14 protein-coding genes are annotated in these 19,474 nt (G+C 45.5%); 6 read left to right on the top strand and 8 right to left on the bottom strand.

The annotated features are described in order from the left end of the window. Nucleotides 1-182 precede the first annotated feature (182 nt). Both QL234_RS00655 and QL234_RS00650 read left to right on the top strand, forming a co-directional pair. A complete protein-coding gene (locus QL234_RS00655; RefSeq protein WP_281555944.1) occupies nucleotides 183-1,262 on the top strand; it encodes a YCF48-related protein in 1,080 nt (359 codons plus the stop codon). 25 nt (nucleotides 1,263-1,287) lie between these two features. Next, nucleotides 1,288-1,554 carry a DUF2164 domain-containing protein gene (locus tag QL234_RS00650; RefSeq protein WP_281555943.1) on the top strand — a complete coding sequence of 89 codons (267 nt, stop codon included), beginning with the start codon at nucleotides 1,288-1,290 and terminating at the stop codon, nucleotides 1,552-1,554. A gap of 285 nt (nucleotides 1,555-1,839) precedes the next feature. On the opposite strand, the gene QL234_RS00645 is transcribed toward QL234_RS00650, so the two are convergent. After that, nucleotides 1,840-2,745 carry an endonuclease/exonuclease/phosphatase family protein gene (locus QL234_RS00645; protein ID WP_281555942.1) on the bottom strand — a complete coding sequence of 302 codons (906 nt, stop codon included), beginning with the start codon at nucleotides 2,743-2,745 and terminating at the stop codon, nucleotides 1,840-1,842. A gap of 308 nt (nucleotides 2,746-3,053) precedes the next feature. Between QL234_RS00645 and QL234_RS00640 the strand changes: the two genes are divergently transcribed. The 4 genes from QL234_RS00640 (at nucleotide 3,054) to QL234_RS00625 (ending at nucleotide 8,814) form a co-directional block, all read left to right on the top strand. Beyond that, nucleotides 3,054-4,259 (top strand): NnrS family protein, encoded by a 1,206-nt coding sequence (locus QL234_RS00640; protein ID WP_281555941.1) that lies wholly within the window; start codon nucleotides 3,054-3,056, stop codon nucleotides 4,257-4,259. 219 nt (nucleotides 4,260-4,478) lie between these two features. Continuing rightward, nucleotides 4,479-5,477, top strand: a complete 999-nt coding sequence (locus QL234_RS00635; protein ID WP_281555940.1) for a D-2-hydroxyacid dehydrogenase — start codon at nucleotides 4,479-4,481, stop codon at nucleotides 5,475-5,477. 158 nt (nucleotides 5,478-5,635) lie between these two features. Next, the gene (locus tag QL234_RS00630) at nucleotides 5,636-7,723 is read left to right on the top strand and encodes a hypothetical protein (protein WP_281555939.1); all 2,088 of its coding nucleotides are present in this window, start codon (nucleotides 5,636-5,638) and stop codon (nucleotides 7,721-7,723) included. A gap of 392 nt (nucleotides 7,724-8,115) precedes the next feature. After that, the gene (locus QL234_RS00625) at nucleotides 8,116-8,814 is read left to right on the top strand and encodes a PEP-CTERM sorting domain-containing protein (protein ID WP_281555938.1); all 699 of its coding nucleotides are present in this window, start codon (nucleotides 8,116-8,118) and stop codon (nucleotides 8,812-8,814) included. A 178-nt stretch (nucleotides 8,815-8,992) separates the two neighbouring features. Here the strand turns inward: QL234_RS00625 and QL234_RS00620 are convergent, their stop codons facing one another. From QL234_RS00620 to QL234_RS00590, 7 genes are all read right to left on the bottom strand, one after another. Beyond that, nucleotides 8,993-9,256 carry a SymE family type I addiction module toxin gene (locus QL234_RS00620; protein ID WP_274052964.1) on the bottom strand — a complete coding sequence of 88 codons (264 nt, stop codon included), beginning with the start codon at nucleotides 9,254-9,256 and terminating at the stop codon, nucleotides 8,993-8,995. Nucleotides 9,257-9,536: 280 nt separating this feature from the next. Continuing rightward, a complete protein-coding gene (locus tag QL234_RS00615) occupies nucleotides 9,537-10,391 on the bottom strand; it encodes a transposase (RefSeq protein WP_281555937.1) in 855 nt (284 codons plus the stop codon). Between the two features lie 194 nt (nucleotides 10,392-10,585). Beyond that, nucleotides 10,586-10,867 (bottom strand): hypothetical protein, encoded by a 282-nt coding sequence (locus tag QL234_RS00610; RefSeq protein ID WP_281555936.1) that lies wholly within the window; start codon nucleotides 10,865-10,867, stop codon nucleotides 10,586-10,588. After that, on the bottom strand, nucleotides 10,868-15,163 hold the full coding sequence (locus QL234_RS00605; RefSeq protein ID WP_281555935.1) for an RHS repeat-associated core domain-containing protein: 4,296 nt from the start codon (nucleotides 15,161-15,163) through the stop codon (nucleotides 10,868-10,870). 1 nt (nucleotide 15,164) lies between these two features. After that, nucleotides 15,165-16,241, bottom strand: a complete 1,077-nt coding sequence (locus QL234_RS00600; protein WP_281555934.1) for a Fic family protein — start codon at nucleotides 16,239-16,241, stop codon at nucleotides 15,165-15,167. Nucleotides 16,242-16,327: 86 nt separating this feature from the next. Then, a complete protein-coding gene (locus tag QL234_RS00595; RefSeq protein ID WP_281555933.1) occupies nucleotides 16,328-17,278 on the bottom strand; it encodes a hypothetical protein in 951 nt (316 codons plus the stop codon). A gap of 109 nt (nucleotides 17,279-17,387) precedes the next feature. Next, nucleotides 17,388-19,253, bottom strand: coding sequence for a hypothetical protein (locus QL234_RS00590; RefSeq protein WP_281555932.1), 1,866 nt, complete (start codon nucleotides 19,251-19,253; stop codon nucleotides 17,388-17,390). Nucleotides 19,254-19,474 lie beyond the last annotated feature (221 nt).

Below are 19,474 nucleotides of genomic sequence, written 5' to 3'. Positions count from 1 at the left end.
TGAGCAAGGCCGTTTTCCAGCGCCAATAACACAGCCGGGCTTGCTTATACTTGGCTGTTATTTTCTCCCTGCTTAGCCTTATTAAAAGTAAAATCATAAAAGTACTTGTTTATTATTTAATTATTATGAATAGTGGCGGAGTCGATATCGCTAAAGCTTAGGCTCAAGGAAAGTCCGCTAACATGAAATGCTCTGTCTCCCTCCACTGCACCGGTTTGTTGTTGCTGTTAAACAGTTTTATTTTCCCTTTATCTGCCGGGCAGGTTGCCGACTGGCAAATCAGGGAGTTACCGGTAAAAGCCTCCCTCAGGAGCAGTGCCGCCACAGCAAAAAGCTTATGGGTGGCGGGTACAAAAAACCGGGTCTATATCAGCAAAAATAACGGCAAAACCTGGTCAGATATTTCTCCCAAGTTAGCCAGGCAGCATGACTTCAGGGATATAGCGGTACTCAATGAAACCACCGCCATTATTATGTCGGCCGGGGAAGGCAGCCAATCCAAACTGCTCATCACCCGGGATCAGGGAAAAAGCTGGCAGCTGCTCAGGGAAAACCGCCATGAAAAAGGCTTTTATGACTCCATTGCTTTTATCGATGAACAGACAGGCTTCTTGCTCGGGGATCCGGTAGGTGGTCACTTTGTTATCGAACATACCCGAGATCAGGGCAAGAGTTGGCAAAGAATTGACCCTACCCGGTTACCGGCAATACAGGAAAACGAAATCGCTTTCGCCGCCAGCGGCAATACCCTGATCGCAGCCGGTACAAAAGATATCTGGTTTGCCACTGGCGGGTTATCCGCTTTTGCCTATCACTCAAATGATTTGGGGGCCAGTTGGCAAAAGCAGCCGCTGCCCCTGCACCAGACAACAAAAACCGCCGGGCCCTATGCCTTGGCCGTTAATAACAAAAATCAGCTGTTTGCCCTGGGGGGAGATTACCTGAAACGCGGCGGCGCTTACCGCAATATCGCCGCTTTAAAACAGGGGCAATGGCAAAGCCTGGACTCGGGTCAAAACGGTTTACGCACCGCCATGAACTGCATAAAAAATATCTGCCTGGCAACGGGCAAACTCAGTACAGATATTTCCTATGATCACGGTCAAAGCTGGCAGCAGTTTTCCCGGCAAGGCTTTTACACCTTAGCCGGCAACGGCCGAACAATTCTGGCCGCCGGGGCAGAGGGAAAGGTGGCAATATTTACCCCCGATAACTTCACCAATAAAAAGGCGAGCAAAACCGCCGCCAAACCCAGTTACTAATCCATTTATACAACAGGAAATTTGAATGGCCATCATCACCTTCTCCGAAGAAGAAAAAAGCACCATCGTCAACCAGGTACAAAAGTATTTTCAAAAAGAACTTGATCAGGATCTCGGCCAATTCGATGCCGAATTTTTACTGGATTTTTTCGCCGAGAAAATCGGCGTATATTTCTATAACCGCGGCCTAAACGACGCCCAAAACGTACTCACCGGCAAACTGGCGGATCTGGCGCTGGAAATGGAAGAAGCTTTAGATGAAATTGAAAAACCCACGGATTTGAGCAAATAACAAGCGCGGCAAGGCAGCTCATCGGCAGTTATTCACATATAAGCACGATATAACATACATCCTAAACATTACGCTTTCACAGCCATGTGAGCGCGAAATACCATACATCCTGTATATCTTCGCTCTGTCACATCCATGTGACCGCGAAATACCATACATCCTATATGTCTTCGCTCTTTCACATCCATGTGACCGCGAAATACCATACATCCTATATAGAAAAAGGGGAATTAACGCTTGGTTAATTCCCCTTTCTTTAATTAACGGATTTTATCCTAAGATAAACTATAAGTTGATCTTCACGGAAACCGGACAGTGATCACTTAAGGTTTGCGATAGTTCCCGGCTGTATTTCTCATCAAACACCAGCTGGTCGAAAGACCCTTTGACATAGTGCTTTTTCGCTTCCGGGTTAAAGATTATATGGTCGATATAATCTTTATAGTAACCGCCCCAGCACGCCGAATCGGCGGTGGCAGTCGGCGTCCATAAATCTTCCGCACCTTCATCATCCAGTGCCTGCCACAGGCCCTGGTTTTCCGGGTAGTTAAGGGCGATGTCACGGGAGAAGCGACGGTTAAAATCACCTAAGACAATAAAAGGCACCTGCTCTGATGCCCTTTGATCGATCCAGTTTTCCAGCGGCGAAATCTGCTTGCTCAGCTTTTCACAAGCTTCTTTGCGTTTCGCTTCTTTTTTCGACGTGCTCGGCATCGCGCTGACACTTGCCTGATCCAGCGGCGAGTCAAAACAACCGGACTTTAAATGTACCGCCAGCAGCTGTATTTTTTTATCGCCTTTGGACAGGGTAACGTCCATACCGTTACGTACCCGGCCAACATCCAGGGCTTTATATTCCTGTGCTTTAACGGCATAACCGGAGGATTTTTTTACCGCAACCCCGACCCTTTGCACCCAGTCTTTGGTGGAAAAGTAATAGTCGTAGTCGTCGCCGAATACCTTGCGGGCCCAGCTTGCATCTTCAACTTCCTGCAAGGCAATAACATCGGCATTAAGTTTTTTCGCATAATGCGCCAGCTGCTGATAGTCACTGGCTTTACGTTCATTGTATTCATGTGAGCCTAACCAGGCGATATTCCATGAAGCAAATTTCAGTTCTTCTGCCTGAGCCACACCGGCTTGAAATAAAGTGGAGATGGCCATCCCCAGAGATAATACTGCTTTTTTCACTCGTAATCCGCTTTATTATGCTGTTATCAAGCTGGCCAGAATAAAAGCACTTGGCAAAGATGTCCAGTATAATCCGTCACGGGTGTCAATTACCCCATCAGCCATAGCGGTTATTTTCCCGACTTTTCCCCGATGAATACTTTTCATCTTAAGATGAAAATAACTTGATCTCACATCAGTTTTTCTACATCGCGAAAGCGTATAATAAGACCACTATTTAGCTTGCCCTTACGGATATTAATAGCAGGGGCTTAAGTGCAAAAGCTTTCACAAAGGTTTTTCACAAGAGAGTTAGCAAGGTTTTATCTATGATGCAAATTACCGATATGCAAAAAGAGCAGCAAATCCAGCCGCTTTTTCGTCTTGGTTTTCGGCCGTTTTTTCTGTTTGGCGCACTTTTTAGTGTGATCAGTGTGATTATCTGGGTGCTGATTTACCGGGGAGTCACCACCTTCACCCCATTTGCCGGCGGCTACTGGTGGCATATTCATGAAATGGTGTTTGGCTTTGCCGGTGCCATTATCGCCGGTTTCCTGTTAACGGCGGTACAAAACTGGACCGGTATCCGCGGGGTGCAGGGTAAACTGCTCGCCGGCTTATTTTCCCTTTGGCTCGCCGGCCGTCTGGTGTTGTTATTTCCCGATGTACTCGGTTATACCTTAAGCGCCATTATTGATCTCAGTTTTTTACCTGCGGTGGCCGTAGTACTCGCCCGCCCTATCCTGGCGATCAAACAATACCGCAACTTATTTTTTGTTCCCCTGCTGGTGGTGCTGACCCTGGTCAACCTGGAAATGTATCTGGCCACTGTCTATCCGCAAACCTTTGTACTCAGCTATACCGGTTATACCGCGGTCTTGCTGGTAACCCTGCTGATGTCGGTAATGGCAGGGCGGGTTACTCCCATGTTTACCGCCAACGGCACAGGCACGAAAAAAGCCGAACCCTTGCCCTGGCTGGAAAAAGCCTGCACCGCCACCCTGGCCATCGCCGTCTTATCCCTACTATTGCAGCCCCTGGTCGGCTTTAGCCCGATATTTTTCGGCAGCTTATTGATTTTTTCCGGTATCTTCCAGGGGATCCGCTGGCTGCGCTGGCGTCCGTGGATCACCTTAGCCGTACCGCTATTATGGTCATTACATGCGGCGCTGAAATTTATCTGGTTTGGTTTAATCCTGTTGGGCGTGAGCTACATTATCCCGGAAGTCCCCAGCAACCATATCTGGCACCTACTGACCATAGGCGGCATGGGCGGCTTGATCCTGGCGATGATCGCCCGGGTCAGCCTGGGCCATACCGGCCGGCCGTTAATGCCGCCTAAGCTGTTATCCTATGGTTTTGCCCTGATCAGTATTTCCACCCTGCTGCGGGTGTTCGGTCCCTGGGGAGCCCCGACCTATACCCTTTACTTTATTGAACTAAGCGCCGTGTGCTGGTTTATTGCCTATGGCGCCTTTATTTTCAAATACGGCCCTATGCTGACCGCCCCCCGCGCCGATGGCCGTCCGGGTTAACAACTGGCCATTACTGATTTCATTCCATTCCCAACCTTAGCGCCGGCAGGCTGCAAATATCTTATCGCGATATTTGCAGCCCCGCAGCGGCTAATATCACGCCTTCCCCTGATCTCCTTTCTCCTGTCTTTTAGAAAAAATGCGCTTGTCCTGCCGGGGAGAAATCCGTAAGCTGAGCCTTTCACTTCCCCCGCTTTATTAGAAACAGAGACGTAACAGATGCACGCGGTTTTTCTCGATCTGCAAACCTTCAGCATAGCCAATGCCGACAGCCCGGCGGCCGCCACAAGTACAGCCCTTAAAAACATTCACGGCCAAGTGACAACCTTAACCTGTTATAACACCACCACACCCGAACAGATGGTCGAGCGCTGCCGGGAGGCCGATATAGTGATCAGTAACAAGGTGGTGCTCGATAAAACGATATTGACGCAATTGCCTAAATTAAAACTGATTTGCATCGCCGCCACCGGCAGCAATAATATTGACCTGGAAGCCGCACGCACACAGGGGATTGCCGTCACCAATGTCACCGGTTATGCAAGCGCATCGGTCGCGCAATATGTCTTTGCCCAGATCTTGGAATATTTTCACCAGACCAGTCACCATAACCGCAATACCGAGCGCGGCCTGTGGCAGCAAAATCCGACCTTTTGCCTGCACGGCAATGCCATAACCGAACTTGCCGATAAAACCCTGGGCATTATCGGTTACGGCAGCTTGGGCCAGGCGGTCGCCAAAATTGCCGCCGCCTTTGATATCAAGGTATTGATCGGCGAACGCCCCGGTGCCAAAAGCTTAAGGCCCGGTCGCTGCACCTTTGACTTTTTACTGCAGCATTCAGATATTGTCAGCCTGCATTGCCCGTTAACAGCCGACACCAGGCATTTGATGAATGAGCAAAGCTTGCAACACATGAAACCAACAGCCATGTTGATTAACACTGCCCGCGGCGACCTGGTAGACAACCAGGCGCTATTAACCGCCCTGCAAAACGGGAAACTCGCCTGTGCGGTACTCGATGTGCTGGACCAGGAGCCGCCACCGGCCGACCACCCATTACTAATAAGCAGGCTAAACAGCGATCCGGGCAAGCTAAAAATTACCGGCCATATTGCCTGGGCCAGCGAGCAGGCCCAGCAAAGGCTGCTTGATGGTATCGCGGCAAACATTTGCGCTTATAATGAGCACAAATCCCTTAATCGCCTGGATAAATAAATGAAAAAATGCCAGCAAGCTTAGCCGGCCCGTCATGGATAGCAATCGGGAATACCTTGTTCCAGCTCATGATAATTTATTGAATTAAAATGGACTTTTTAATGACTGGCTTTTATCCTCTAGCTGTTAAATTCTCAGATTTTTAAGGATAGAAAGGCATGAAAAAAATATCGCTCGCCCTGATGCTTTCCTGGTTAATTTTCTTAACTGGCTGTAACGGCAGCTCAGGTGACAATGACGATAGCGGCAGCGGCACAAACACTTCCTCCCCTTCCCTGAGCAGCGAGCTGTTATTAAACGGTATTGCCGTCAGCCAGTTTAAAGCCGATGAAACAGTGCAAGTTACCAGCCAACTGCTTGACGGCGATAACCAGCCACTGGTGCGAAAAATTATCAGCTATAGCGCAGAAGTCGGTACCCTGGCGGCCGCTTCGGCGCTGACCGACGACAACGGTATTGCCACGGTAAGCTTAGCAGGCAGTGCCGTGCTCGGCGCCGGTGTACTCACCGCCACCTATACCGACACCAGCACCGGCAGCCACAGCAACAGCCTCAACTATGAAATCATTGCCGCCGACAGCGTGATCAGCGACGGCGCCGTCCGTATCGGTTATTTCAATGACAACAACACCTTTATCGAAGGTGAGATCAAATTAACGCTTGCAGACAATACCGTCAGTGCCGGCGGCACCCTGGGGCTAAGTGTCGACCTGGTTGATGAAAATGATGTTTTGATCACTGAGCCGACGCCTGTGCTCTTCACCTCCAGCTGTGTCGAAAATGCCAAGGCAACCATAGAGAGTCAAGTTGTCAGTAGCAACGGCCGGGCAAAGGCTACCTTCGAAGATGTCAGCTGCGCCGGACTGACCGGCACAGACGACTTGCTTATTGCCTCAATTACCAGCAACGGTACCACCAATACCGCTTCCCAAAGTATACATATCAGCGGCGAACAACTGGGTTCTATCGCCTTTATTTCTGCCGAGCCAACGACTATCGCCCTCAAGGGCTCCGGCGGGGTCGACAAGCAGGAGTTTTCCACCCTGACCTTCAGGGTCAACAGTGACCTGGGCAACCCCCTGGCACAGCAAGAAGTCGACTTTAGCCTCAATACCGATGTCGGCGACATCAGCTTAACCCCGACAAGCGGCTTTACCAACAGCCAGGGAGAGATCAGCACCCAGGTAAACGCCGGTACAGTGCCGACTTCGGTCAGGGTCACCGCCAAAGCCACCATGGACTTTGAGGGGCAAGCCACGCCGGTACAAACCCAATCCGATTTATTATCCATAGTTTCCGATCTGCCGGAGCAAAGCTCCTTTACCATAGCCGCCAGTGTGCTTAACCCTGAGGCCGATACCACCAACGGCGTAACTTCGGAGATTTCTGTCTGGCTGGCAGACAACTTCAACAACCCGGTGCCCGACGGCACCACTGTCACCTTCACCGCCGAGGGCGGCCATATCCCGGGCAGCTGCAACACCAGCAACGGCAGCTGTTCTGTTACCTGGGTCAGTGCCAATGACAGGGTGGACGATCACAGGGTCACCATTTTGGCCACCGCGCTGGGACATGAAACCTTTTATGAAACCAATGGCAACAATACCTTCGACGACAATGACGGCAGCGCCATTATCGATACCGGGGTTGATTCAGGTTTTGGCAGCCATGGCAGCGAAGCCCTGGGTTTTATCGACATGTCGGAAGCCTGGCGCGACGATAATGAAGACGGTGAATATAATGACGGTGAAATCTATTATGATGACGATAACAGTGACGCCTTCAGCGATGCCGACGGCCTGTATAACGGTCCCCGCTGCGAAGGCAACTCTTGCTCCGAGCAAAGGTCAATCAGACTGAGAAAAGCCATGGTCCTTATTATGTCAGGCTCGGATGCCGACTATGAACTCACCGACGGTGCTGGTACCTTATTTGCCGACCAGGCAGGCAACGGTGACGGCCTGCCGGACATTAACGACGGCAGCAGCCAGAGTTTCCGCTTCAGCTTTACCGACTCTGCCGGACAGGCCATGCCGATGAACACTAGCGTTAGCGTCAGCAGCAGCGCCGGGGAGATAGAAGGCACAACCTCCCTGACCATGCCCAATACAACTATTCCCCGCAGCCTGGATTTTGTCATTGTTAATGCCTCAGGTGGCGATAGCGAAACCGGGGTATTAACCATTACCGTGACCACGCCAAACAATAAAGTTACCAGTTTTGTGCAATCATTTAATTTGCTGTAGTTGTCAAAAGTTTTAAAAGGGGCCGACTGCTCAGTAGGCGGCTCCGGCTCTGTATCCACTCTCGCTTTCTGTTGCTAATGAACAGCATACACAAACTGTTCACAATTCAATCAAATTATGGCAACAATAAGCCGCTCGGGCGGCAACTCTTGCCGCCTCAACCTTAGCTCGCTAACACTTCATCTGAAAAACAGACACAGAAAAAAAACAAACAAGGCTATTATAATCATACAGTTACAACAAAAATCTATATCTTGATTACAGCTCGGTTACATTTGGCACCATATATGCTCATCAAACAAGTGCGCAACAGGCAGGACTTACCCAAATCAACAGGATGACAAAAGGTAAGCAACAAAATAATAATTCCACATAATTAGGTTGTATCTTCTATGAAAAAAATCTCTCAACTTCTCTTAACCAGCTCTTTCTTACTTGCCAGTGCAGCCAGCCAGGCAAGCTTGATCAACTTTTATGCCCCCGGGGTTTACTCTTCAGATGTTTCTGCCATGGATGCCGCATTAGGGATCACAGGTTATGAAATAGAAAGCTTTGATGATACCCAGCTGATTGACGGCCTCAGCTACTCCTTTATCAACCCCGATACAGAGCAAAGCACCGAACTGGTCAACGTATTAAATTACCCCGGTCTAAGCTGGGATGATGGTTATGTATTGTCAAACGGCAACGGCGGCAATAACCGCTGGAGTGGTACTTGGGTGCAGGGCATCACTTTTTTCTTTGAAGGCGGCATTACCGGTTTCGGTACCGGCATGGCTCAAGTAGAAACCGGCTATGGCGGCCTTCACTCCCTGCAAATCAACGGTCAGGATTACGGTTACCTCGAAGATCATGCTAACTTCGCCAGCAGCAACGGCCGCAACGGCTACTTAAAAATCAACGCCGAAGGCAATGAACTGATCCATTCGGTAACAATTTTAAGCAGCAGAGCCAATGCCGACGGTTTCACCTTTGATCACCTGGCAATTAGCCGTGCAGCATCGGCCGCCGTGCCTGAGCCCACCAGTATTGCGCTATTAGCCTTAGGTTTGATAGGTGGTGGTTTTAGCCGCCGGTTAATGAAAAAGTAACCAGTAACCTGGCCTGGTTGAGGTTAACGACTGCCCTGAGCCCTTGATGTTAACCCCAACCCGGCCAAATAAATTCCACAAGCATCAAGTGGTTCACAACAGACGGCTGTAAAACAACAAATCAGCACTGACCTCCCTTTTCAGCCAATTGCCAGCAAGCGGCAACATTCGACCGCCTTTAGCAAACCTGTTTAAGCGTAATAAGAATTTCTCCCGGATTTATCACAATACTCACCTTTTGCCCGATAGGGAAACCGGCCTGGCGGAGCCATTTTCCCCGCAGTACAATACAAGGTTCAAGGTTTACCGGGACATAGTTAATGCCCAGGCCGCGGGTTTTTGCTGCCGATTCGCAGGTAGTTTCCAGTACGGTGAACTGGCGATAGCGGGGATATTTTACTTTTGCCGGACAGAGCTCTGGCGTATGATGATATTCAGCCATGACGGACTCCTTTAAAGTTCGTTTTGGTTAGCTGTCTCCGGGTGTTACTAGCACTCGGGGATAGCGCCTGGTTTATCTGCTTAAGTTCTTAGCTGGTAAATGACCTCCTCGGGTGTGGCGGGTTATTGCGGGATCTTTAACTAATAGTACAAAACACGACATAAATCCGGCGGGGTTGGTATTAAATATTTTGCGTGTTTGTAAGTACTGTATAGAAGGCTGTACACGAAAAGCAACCATTTGAAAAACATGCTAAAGAAATACTGCTATGAGCATAGAATTATCCGGCATAGAGCTGTAGCGACATATGCGTACAGCACCACTTGCGCCGATTTTTTCCCGCCCAGGCTTTCATTTTTGACGGACTGCCGGCAGCATTGATAAAGTGGCGGTTAAAGTCTTTTACTACCATTAACCAGCCATCTTCATTGATATTGAGCCGCTTAAACATAGGCTTGATATCGGGCGGGATAAAACCGCGTTTATCTTCCCTGATACAACGCCCGATCCATTCCACCAAGTTTAAATAATCAAAGAGTTTAAAGGGTAACCCAGGGCTTGGTTTGCCATGAGGTTTATAGCCGGTAAAAGGGAGTATTTTATCGGGTTGTAATAGCAGAGCTTTTTTAGCACTGGTTAGCGCTTTTATCCGCTGTTGGATACTGGTGAAATCTGAGTTCTCCGGGGTATCTGCAATTGCCGCCCACACAGGATTTAAATCAACATAAGCCATGCAGGCCAGCAAAGCAGTATCATCATGCAAGGCTTGGGACTTAAAACGTCCTTCCCAGAAGCGGCCTTTACAGTTATCTTTTTTATTGGCCTGCACCGCAATATGTTCATTCACACAACGCATAAACCAGCCCAGTTCAAATAATCGATTACGCCACTTTTCAATCAGCTCAAGCGCCTTATCCTTTTCCGCTTGGGTGGTTTTAATATCTGATAAATACCTGTCTACTAATGGATGCCCTTTAAAGAGCTGCATCCAACGTAGCGCTACTTCTCGACTATCCCATTGCTGAGCCTGGTGTTGGTTTACCCTGAGCACCAAATGATAGTGATTACTCATGATGGCATAAGCACAAATATCAATAGCAAACACTGAGGCCAACCGGGTAATTCTATCTACCAACCATTGTTTTCTGTGGCCAAAGCTCTGCCCGGTAGTATTATTTTCCCCACACAAATACGCCCTAGAACACAGCGACAAATGCAGTGGTAGTAGGGCGTTTCATCTAAGAGTACTTGTTCTTTACGGGCACGGGTGATGGCTTTATTCTCAGCGTTAATTCCACCTTAAATAAAGCCTAGATCGTCCCCATTTTTTTAATTCAAACCTAAACCAAAAAACAAAGCAACCGCACTTCCAATAATCAAGCACCACCAACCTTTGTAAATCCAAAGATATTTTGTTATTAAGAAATCTTTAGTTGACACATTCAATGAGTGGGCCTCTTTCCAAAATGTTGTTACATTCAACCAAGAAGTACTCGGGTCTGACTTCATTGTAATTCCAAGTTGTAAAAATCGATTTTTTACCTTTTTAGCCAGTATCGGAGCCATAAACTGAAGAACAACAAGAAATATAAACAAGCTTATATATATCATTTAACCTCCGATTTTAATGTTAACTGGAGTTACATAAGACCAAGGGGAACCAACTACAGGTCCAACCTCTGCACAAGCTTTACCATTTGACAATGTTACGCCAACCACTCCAGCATTCATCGATACTTTACCTATGTCTGTATTATACTTCTTTTCATGCTGATCACAGCTACCACTACCGCCACTATTGGCACTTTCTTGTTTTTTCATGTTGTAGCATGCGTTAACCGTAGCACCAAACTTATAACCCACCATAGGTTGGAAAGAAAGTCCGGCCTTCGAATCGTAAGAAAACTGCCCAGCACCTACCTTGAGAGTGCCACCATAACTCACTTCATCAGGCACCGGAGGGTTATAAGCCCAGTCAGGCACCCCCCACCTGGGATCATCCATTCGAATTAACCCTAAAGGATCTACCGCATTTACAGGATTTCCTCCGACATAAGCATAGGTATTTATCCCCCCACTCAATCCAATAGGGTCAGACTGCAAATATCTCCCTGTTTTAGCATCATAATCCCGAAACATGTTATACCAAGAATCCTTTTCACTATCATAATACTGGCCAGGGAAGCCAATATTAAACTCCCCTATCTGGGTATGTACCACTTTACGATCAAAGGGTGCCAGATCTGCCAACCATACTATCTCTTTATTACTATCAGTGATAACTTCCGGCCGGCCAAGATGGTCATTATGGACATAATACAACTCACCATCCTGAATTAAAGCAACGATATCATCACCATTATAAACATAATGTTTATTATGCCCTTCTGATAATAACTTACCTTGAGTGTCATAAATAAAATGCGTTTCTACTATGTTATTTTCATTGCTTATGCGCTTAACCACCCGCTGCCCTAAAGCGTTATATTCATAGCTTGCATTATGTTTTATCATTGCTGACGCAGACTGGTTTTTTGTACTAGCGCGCTTAACCACATTACCAGCATTATCATAACTATAGGTTAAGGTCTCATCAGTACTGACTTCACTGATTAAACGGTTGCTGCCAGTTTCATAATTGTAAGTAATTTCGGGAAGATTCTCGCTCGATATCGTTTTTAACGTTTTCCGGTTGCCTGAACCATCATAAGTGATCTGTTTGGTTTCTGAACCATAGTGATAAAAACCCAGTCGCCCACTCCCATATACCATGTTACTTGTTGATACTCTGCCATCAATATTGTTTTGAATTTTATTGATTTGCCCAAGATCATAGGTATCTATATAAGTTAAACTTTGCACCCCTGTTGAGTCGATAGTTTTTACCATACCATTACTGTTATATGTTAAAGTACGGTTAATGCCGTTACCATACTTAAAGCTATTAACGGCACCCCAGGCATTTAAATTCAGCTCACTGAAAACCGGAATTTCCACTCCATTGATAGTTGCAGTAATAGCACTAGGCTGGCCATGCACATCATAACTATAACTTACCGAACTGCCATCATTATAAGTTAACCCTTTTACCCTGCCATACGCGTCGTATTGCCAGCTAGTGGTATAACTTGTTTCATTCACTCCTGTGACGATCTTGCTCACTTGCTGAGTTGGCATCAATAACGAGTTATAACTGATACTGGTTTCACCAGTGCCATCACTAAAATACTTAATCAGTCCTTGCTGTGAAGTATGTACTTCCTGCGTACTATTACCTGCTTGTTTTGTTCTGATTAAAGTATTGGCCGATAAGCTATCGGTATAAGTAATTACAACCCCATTTGCTGTGGTTTCAGTACTGATACTCAATGTATCCATATCATAGCTATATTCAATAAGCCCTCTATCCGGACTATCTTCCGATAGGTTATTTCCAAAGGCATCAATGGAAAATTCAGTTACCTGATTACTACTGCCTGTAACACTAGACAAACCAAAGGCGTTATAAACATTAGTCATTACAGTGGATAACGCTAATACATTAGTCGTCTTAAGTGGCCTGTTTAAGGCATCATACGTATACTTATACTCACCTGATGGAGTACTCTGGCGAATAATATTACCTAAATTATCATAGCTATTACTGTATTTTATATTATCAACAGCTGTCGTTAATTTACGGCCTAACTCATCATAAGTATTAGTAGTCGTTAAAACGACTTTTGTTGTCGCAGGCTCACCACCAGCACTAGCTGCTTCTATTTCAGCTTCAGACATAGGCTCAATAAAGCTTTCAGACAAGATATTCCCCATGTTATCTAGGGAATAACTAACCTCATAGCCATTACTCAGACTCTTTCCGATTAGGCGATAGGCATCATCATAGGCATAGGTAATATAACTGCCATCAGGCATGGTTTCTTTAGTTTTTTGCCCTTTAACATTATATTCATAGCTAAAAGTACGGGTAATACCCGCATCGACTGCATACTCGGTTAGTGATTGAACTTGGCCACGTAAGGTATAAGTATAAGTTGTTACCAAACCATCAACAGTGGTGACTTTACCGGGACGGCCATGATCATCATAATTTTCATAGGTAACCGTGCCGCCATAACCATCCGTTTCTGAAGTCAAATCACCATAACTGTTATAACTTTTTACGGTAACTTCACCTTTAGAGTTCGTACCGGTAATAGTTTTCGGCATGCCGTTATCATAAAAAACGTAATCATATTTCAGCTGAGTAACTGTTGATATCGGCTGGCCATCATTACCATTTGACTGCAGGCTGATAAGCGTAGTCATATTGCGGTCGTTATACTCAAAGGTTTTAATCAGGTTTGGCCCGGTTTCCTTAAGAATCTTTCCTGAATCTTTATCCCACTCATAAGTGATTGTTTGTTCTTCAGGAGTGCCAGATGCTACTGTTTTTTCTATCAACATCCCATCATTATTATAATCAAAGAGGGTGATATTGCCGTTTACATCAATCTCCTCTTCTACATAACCATTATTATCATAAGATGTTTGTTTGTTCATTTGAGGGCAATTAGCACTTACCAAGCTAGTAACGACTTTTTCAGCCCCGGTATAATAGTCAAATTCATGTACGGTTTGATGCCCCAATGGATTGGTTATCGTTGTTTTTTCCATATTAGGGCTTGAAGTTAAAGCACTATTGGTAGGCACATAATCAAAGGTATATTTATCAATATTATTGGCGTGCCTAGATTCGATAGCATATTTACCGGCACTAGTACCTTCATTATACTCAAACCAAGCGTATTGCTTGTCGTTATAGCTAACCCCAGATAATACATAACGATAACGACCGCCGTTGGTACTGTCATTACCAGTATCTTTATAGTGGTAGCTGACACTATCATTATCAGGATAAGTAACCTTGGTTAATAAACCCTTGTCATCATAACTATAATTATATGCATTGGAGGCCTGATCAAGCACCTGTGAAACCCGGCCATTAGTCCAGGTAAATGCCAGAAAACGGCCAGAACTGTGAGTAACCTTATCAAACTCCCACGAATCACCATTATAACTATAGGTATGGGTAGTGCCGTCTTTATAAACAATTTGATGTAAACGACCATCCGCATAATAAATTTCTTGGTAACCTCTGGCGTTTTCATAGGTAAAAAAGCCGTTTTCAAAGACTAATACTATCTCTTTATCATAATCGTCTTCATGGTAAAAGTTACCTGTGGTATAGCGCTTATACTTTTGGTAACTGCCGTCCATACGGTATAAATACACAAATGACGACTCACCACCGGTTTCAAATGTAGCATTCGTATGCATCGCCAAGTCATGAATCGAACGCCAGTCACTGCCAAAAGCATTATTTCTGACATTAAAATCTTTATTTTTTATGTTATAAGTTCTTTTGATACTTAACGGGTTAAATCCTGACGCAGCATAATCGGTAAACGTTTCCACTTTTAAACCGTTGCGATAATCGATTGGATTCCCACAAAGCTTATCATCACCCACGTGATTATCATTATCAGACGGCTCACCATAAAGAGTAAAAGACTGACTCATAGCATGAGCTAATATTTCTAGGTTATGCGCGTTCATAGCAGCTTCATAATCATATTTAGGGGGGCTGATAGGAGTCCCTGTGATCAATATACGCTCAATATTATTTTCGTCTTCATTTTGTCTTTGCTGCTCTTGTCTTGCTTCCTCCTCTGCGTGACAGGCACTTTCATCACCGGTCTCACACAGAGAACTGGCAGCTAATGCGTTGTTTGTTCCCCAAGCCCAGCCTGTTGAAACAGTCGAAACATCTTCATCATCAAGAAAAGGCTCATCTACCGGCTGATAAGTTATCTGCCCGGTCATTAAGCCGCAAAACAATGCGGTTTTTAATTTATTGAATTTCATTTTATTCTTTTACCTTAAATAATTTACTTTCAACAGCTTGATAAAGCTTCATCACTTCGTGACATTCAAATACAACATCTCTACTCGTGCTGCTGATTTGTCTTGGTATTAATACCTGGCAATTGATTAATTGATTGATGGCACTGTTGGCCCGGACTGTAGTCATGTTTAACTTTGCCGAAATAAGCTTTGTGGTAACAAGAGGTTGTTGCCACAGGTATTTAAGTAACGCTTGGCTATCAGCATTGATACCGGTTAATACGGTGGCTGATACCAAAATATTTTGTACCTTCTCCACCAATAAATTGATTTCGTTTTCAATAGACTCCGCCCATAAATAAGCCTGCCGCCAAAAGTCATGTTCTGTTTGTCGCAAGTCATTCAACCCAACCGAATTAGCACTTTGCAGATAACTTTCTCTTGAGCATAAATACCGAAAAAATACAGGCGGAATAACATCTACTTGCTCCCGGCGAAGCAAACTGACCATTAGTGCCCTAGCTGTTCTGCCGTTTAGATCTGCAAACGGATGGATTTTTAATAGCTGAGTATGAGCAATAATCGCTTTCTGATAAGTCTCAACATGCGCAAGCCGTAAAAACTCTACTAAGTTATCAAGATAGCCTGCAATTTCATCCGGCTGTACCGGAAGCATATACTCAGACTCTTCGGCACTTTTTCCTATCCAACCGGCTGTTGTTCTAAAATGGCTGGCATTCTCAATAGAAAAACAGCCATGAGCCTTTCTCAGTACTTCAACAGAAAAATCATTATTTGAAAAAATATCAACCGCTTTACTAAATTGAGCTATTTCTTCACTTAGCTTAATCACATCAGCATCGAAGTAATTAGCACCAGAACCTGTCAACGCCAGCTTTTTACGTGACACCTGTCTTAATGAACGCATAGACTCACCACCACACAGGTAGCGATATAGAAAACTCTGCAAACAAAAAGTAACGGGCTTGAATTTTTGTTCTTTCGGCTTTAGCCACGGGATCACAAAAGGCTCAGACAAACAGATAAGCGAATGCCTGGCAGGTATCCCCTTAGTGTCAGACTCTGTTTTTTGATGCATAACTTTAGCCTATATAGAAATACGATAATAATTACTTCAGGGTTAGCCGCAAGTCAGGCAAAGCAGCCACCCAGGTTTATTTTTAACTATTTGGTGATCACCTGTTTTAGGCGACCAAAATCATCATAAATATAGATAATTTCCGCATCACCTAAGGCAAGGGTTGCACCATATTCAATAAGAGTTTCATCTGAAGTTTCGGTATTAAACAGTCGAATATCATCAAACTCGTCCTGAGAAAACTCGCCGGGTTCAAAGGTAAAAGTACTTACCGACAGTACTAATGAATCCCATTCCTCTTGCGTAATTTCACTAATGCTCCAAGCGCCATTGACCAGGCTAAGTTTAAGCAGCTTACTGCCATAACTTTGCGGTAGTTGGATATACAAATTACCATCACTATCCTGCAAAGCCCGGTTAGCAAAACTGATAACATTAAATTCTATAACCTCTTCTACTATTTCAATTTCACTGCCGCTACCTGTACTCACCGATGTGGTCAAGGTATAGTCACCGGCAGTTAACAGGCCAAAGTCAGCAAGGTACTTTTCATTCGACAGAGTTGCGTCTTTGACAATCAGCCCGCCAAAACTGTCTTTAAGCGTGAATTTAACCGTTGCGGATACACCTTCAGCCATAGTTATCTGGCTTCGGGCAACAAAATTAAGCAGGGAAGAAACCACTGGCTTATTTGCATCTGCAGCCTGATAATTTATAAAAATCATTTCAGGCTTTTCAATGCCTGATAAACACACACTGCCCTGAAACATTTCAAGGGGTTGCTGCATTTGTTGCGCTATAGCCAATAATGGATATAGCCCGTCATTGGCAGTAGTCGATACTGCCCATGCCGTAGCATCACCAGTAACACATCCTAACTGGGCATGTGTTTTCACTTCTTCCGTAGTAAAAGTGGCAATATCGTTATTCACATTTAATGCGGTAATTTTTCCAGCCGCCAGGGCTGGAGCTCCGGAAGCAGCCAAAAAGAACGCAACACAGGGACTCAACCAGGTGTTTTTTATTTTGTTATTCATGGTTAATGCTTGTCCTTGTTGCAGGATATTTTCATATCAGTATTCACTTTTAATCTCGTCAATTAAGTACACCCCAGGTGTAAATATTTTTTATCAAATAAATTCAAGGTCAGTTACTCCCGTCTATCACCGGAGTTCCCAGTAATTCGGTATCAATATCAATAGCGCCTTCTGGTGCTTTGACAACAACGCTTAAAGAAGCACGCGGCCCGCAAACCTTGTCAGCATCACAGGCTTCTACATAAAATTCATGGGTACCGGCTATGGTCATATGGCGACCTAAAGAAATGCTGGTATAGTCAGGCTTATACAGCCAGAGTTGATCCCCCGGCTTAAACACATACACGTTATAGGTCACATTTTCGGTGATATCTTCCGGCAACTGCCAGCTTAAGGTAATGGTTTCGCCATCGACGACTTCATAACTCGATGCTGTAAACTGGCTGACACTAATCGGCTCAATCACAGACACTTTCAGGGAAGAGCGCGGGCCGCAAACATTATCGACATTACAGGCTTCAACATGAAACTCGTGGTCGCCGGTTATGGTCATATAACGGTTTAAAGAAATCTCGGTATAGTTAGGCTTATACAGCCATAGCTTATCACCGGGCTTATGCACATATACGTTATACGTCAGCGTTTGAGTGAAATCTACCGGTGCGATCCAGTTCAGGGAAATAGTCGTGCCGTCTCTCACTAGGCTTTTACTTGCTGAAAAAGAAGCTACAGGGCCGGGCAGCGGCGCACTTACTTCAACGCTAAGCGAAGAACGGGAGCCACAAACACTATCACTGTTACAGGCTTCCACATAAAACATATGGGTGCCGGAAATCGTCATGTACCGGTCCAGGGAAGTATCCGAAGTAAGGGAATGATATTTCCAAAGCACGTCACCGGGTTTGTGAATATAAAAATTATAAGTCACCGGGTAGTTAAAGCCCGATGGCGCACTCCAGTTAAGAAGCACCCTTTCGCCATCGGTGACCGCACTGCTGCTGGCGGTAAAGCTGCCGACATTTCCTGGCACCGGCGGCTTTGAAACCGCGTTAAGGGAAGTACGGGAACCGCAATCACCATAGGTATTACAAGCTTCCACATAAAAAGCATAACTGCCCACACCGCTTGTGGTGTAATTAACAGCTGTAGTGCTTACGGCTGACTGGAACTTAACCAACGAAGCTCCAGGCTTTTGCACATAAAGATTATATCGCAGCGCATAACCATAACCCGAAGGCGCCCCCCAATTTAAACTAATGCTGCTGCCGTCTGTCACCTGAGTGCTTGAGGCCGAAAAAGAGCTTACCTTACCCGGTACAGGCGGTTTAACCACCACACTAACGGATGAACGGGAACCGCAAGCACCGCTTGAATTACAGGCTTCCACATAAAACCTGTGGGTGCCCGCTATGGTCATATAGCGGCTTAAAGAAGTACTGGTGATCCCCGACTTATATTTCCATAGCCTGTCACCCGGTTTATAAACATAAAAATTGTAATTTACCGCGCCGGAAAAGCCCGATGGTTTCCCCCAGCTAAAACTTATAGTGGTGCCGTCTGCCACTTGAGTGCTCGAGGCCCTGAACGAACTAACAGCCCCCGGCACCGGCTCTTTTACTACAACACTGAGGGAAGATCGGGGGCCACAAGCCCCCTCGGTATTACAGGCTTCCACATAAAACTTATGGGTGCCTAATATGGTCATGTAGCGGTTTAAAGAAGTACTGCTGGTCAGGGATTTATACTTCCACAGCTTATCGCCCGGTTTAAAAATATAAAAATTATATTTCACCGTGTCGGAATAACCCGAAGGCTTGCCCCAGCTTAAAGTAATGGTGGTACCGTCGGTAACCGAGGTACTGGAGGCTTTAAAATAACTGACACTACCGGGGACGGCGGCAGAAGCAGAAAAACTTAAAAAAGCAAAAACACAAAACAGACCGCAGGCTAGTTTTCGCCATAAACCCTGTAACATTCAACAACATCCTTAAACCATATTGACAGCGGATCGCTTCGGATATGAATACACACTAAAAAAGGGGACGAATTTTACACGAGAGTAACAACTAACTCAATTAATAAACAACGGCATAACCCTCTGTTTCCATCAGGATCAAAACATTAAAATAACCACACCTGATTAAAAAGCTCCTATTACCGGAAAAAAGATAATATCCAATTTAATTCATCAAAAAA

The sequence above is a fragment of the Thalassomonas sp. RHCl1 genome, from assembly GCF_947387555.1.
Classification (GTDB): domain Bacteria; phylum Pseudomonadota; class Gammaproteobacteria; order Enterobacterales; family Alteromonadaceae; genus Thalassomonas.
The sequence above is the reverse complement of the archived record's forward strand: the minus strand, read 5'-3'. Positions and strand labels throughout refer to the sequence as shown.

What these genes read in the sequence shown, in the direction of transcription:
- QL234_RS00600 (WP_281555934.1), bottom strand. Translation starts at nt 16,241, where the DNA reads ATGCATCAAAAAACAGAGTCTGACACTAAGGGGATACCTGCCAGGCAT.
- QL234_RS00630 (WP_281555939.1), top strand. Translation starts at nt 5,636, where the DNA reads ATGAAAAAAATATCGCTCGCCCTGATGCTTTCCTGGTTAATTTTCTTA.
- QL234_RS00620 (WP_274052964.1), bottom strand. Translation starts at nt 9,256, where the DNA reads ATGGCTGAATATCATCATACGCCAGAGCTCTGTCCGGCAAAAGTAAAA.
- QL234_RS00635 (WP_281555940.1), top strand. Translation starts at nt 4,479, where the DNA reads ATGCACGCGGTTTTTCTCGATCTGCAAACCTTCAGCATAGCCAATGCC.
- QL234_RS00640 (WP_281555941.1), top strand. Translation starts at nt 3,054, where the DNA reads ATGATGCAAATTACCGATATGCAAAAAGAGCAGCAAATCCAGCCGCTT.
- QL234_RS00650 (WP_281555943.1), top strand. Translation starts at nt 1,288, where the DNA reads ATGGCCATCATCACCTTCTCCGAAGAAGAAAAAAGCACCATCGTCAAC.
- QL234_RS00590 (WP_281555932.1), bottom strand. Translation starts at nt 19,253, where the DNA reads ATGTTACAGGGTTTATGGCGAAAACTAGCCTGCGGTCTGTTTTGTGTT.
- QL234_RS00610 (WP_281555936.1), bottom strand. Translation starts at nt 10,867, where the DNA reads ATGATATATATAAGCTTGTTTATATTTCTTGTTGTTCTTCAGTTTATG.
- QL234_RS00655 (WP_281555944.1), top strand. Translation starts at nt 183, where the DNA reads ATGAAATGCTCTGTCTCCCTCCACTGCACCGGTTTGTTGTTGCTGTTA.
- QL234_RS00605 (WP_281555935.1), bottom strand. Translation starts at nt 15,163, where the DNA reads ATGAAATTCAATAAATTAAAAACCGCATTGTTTTGCGGCTTAATGACC.
- QL234_RS00595 (WP_281555933.1), bottom strand. Translation starts at nt 17,278, where the DNA reads ATGAATAACAAAATAAAAAACACCTGGTTGAGTCCCTGTGTTGCGTTC.
- QL234_RS00625 (WP_281555938.1), top strand. Translation starts at nt 8,116, where the DNA reads ATGAAAAAAATCTCTCAACTTCTCTTAACCAGCTCTTTCTTACTTGCC.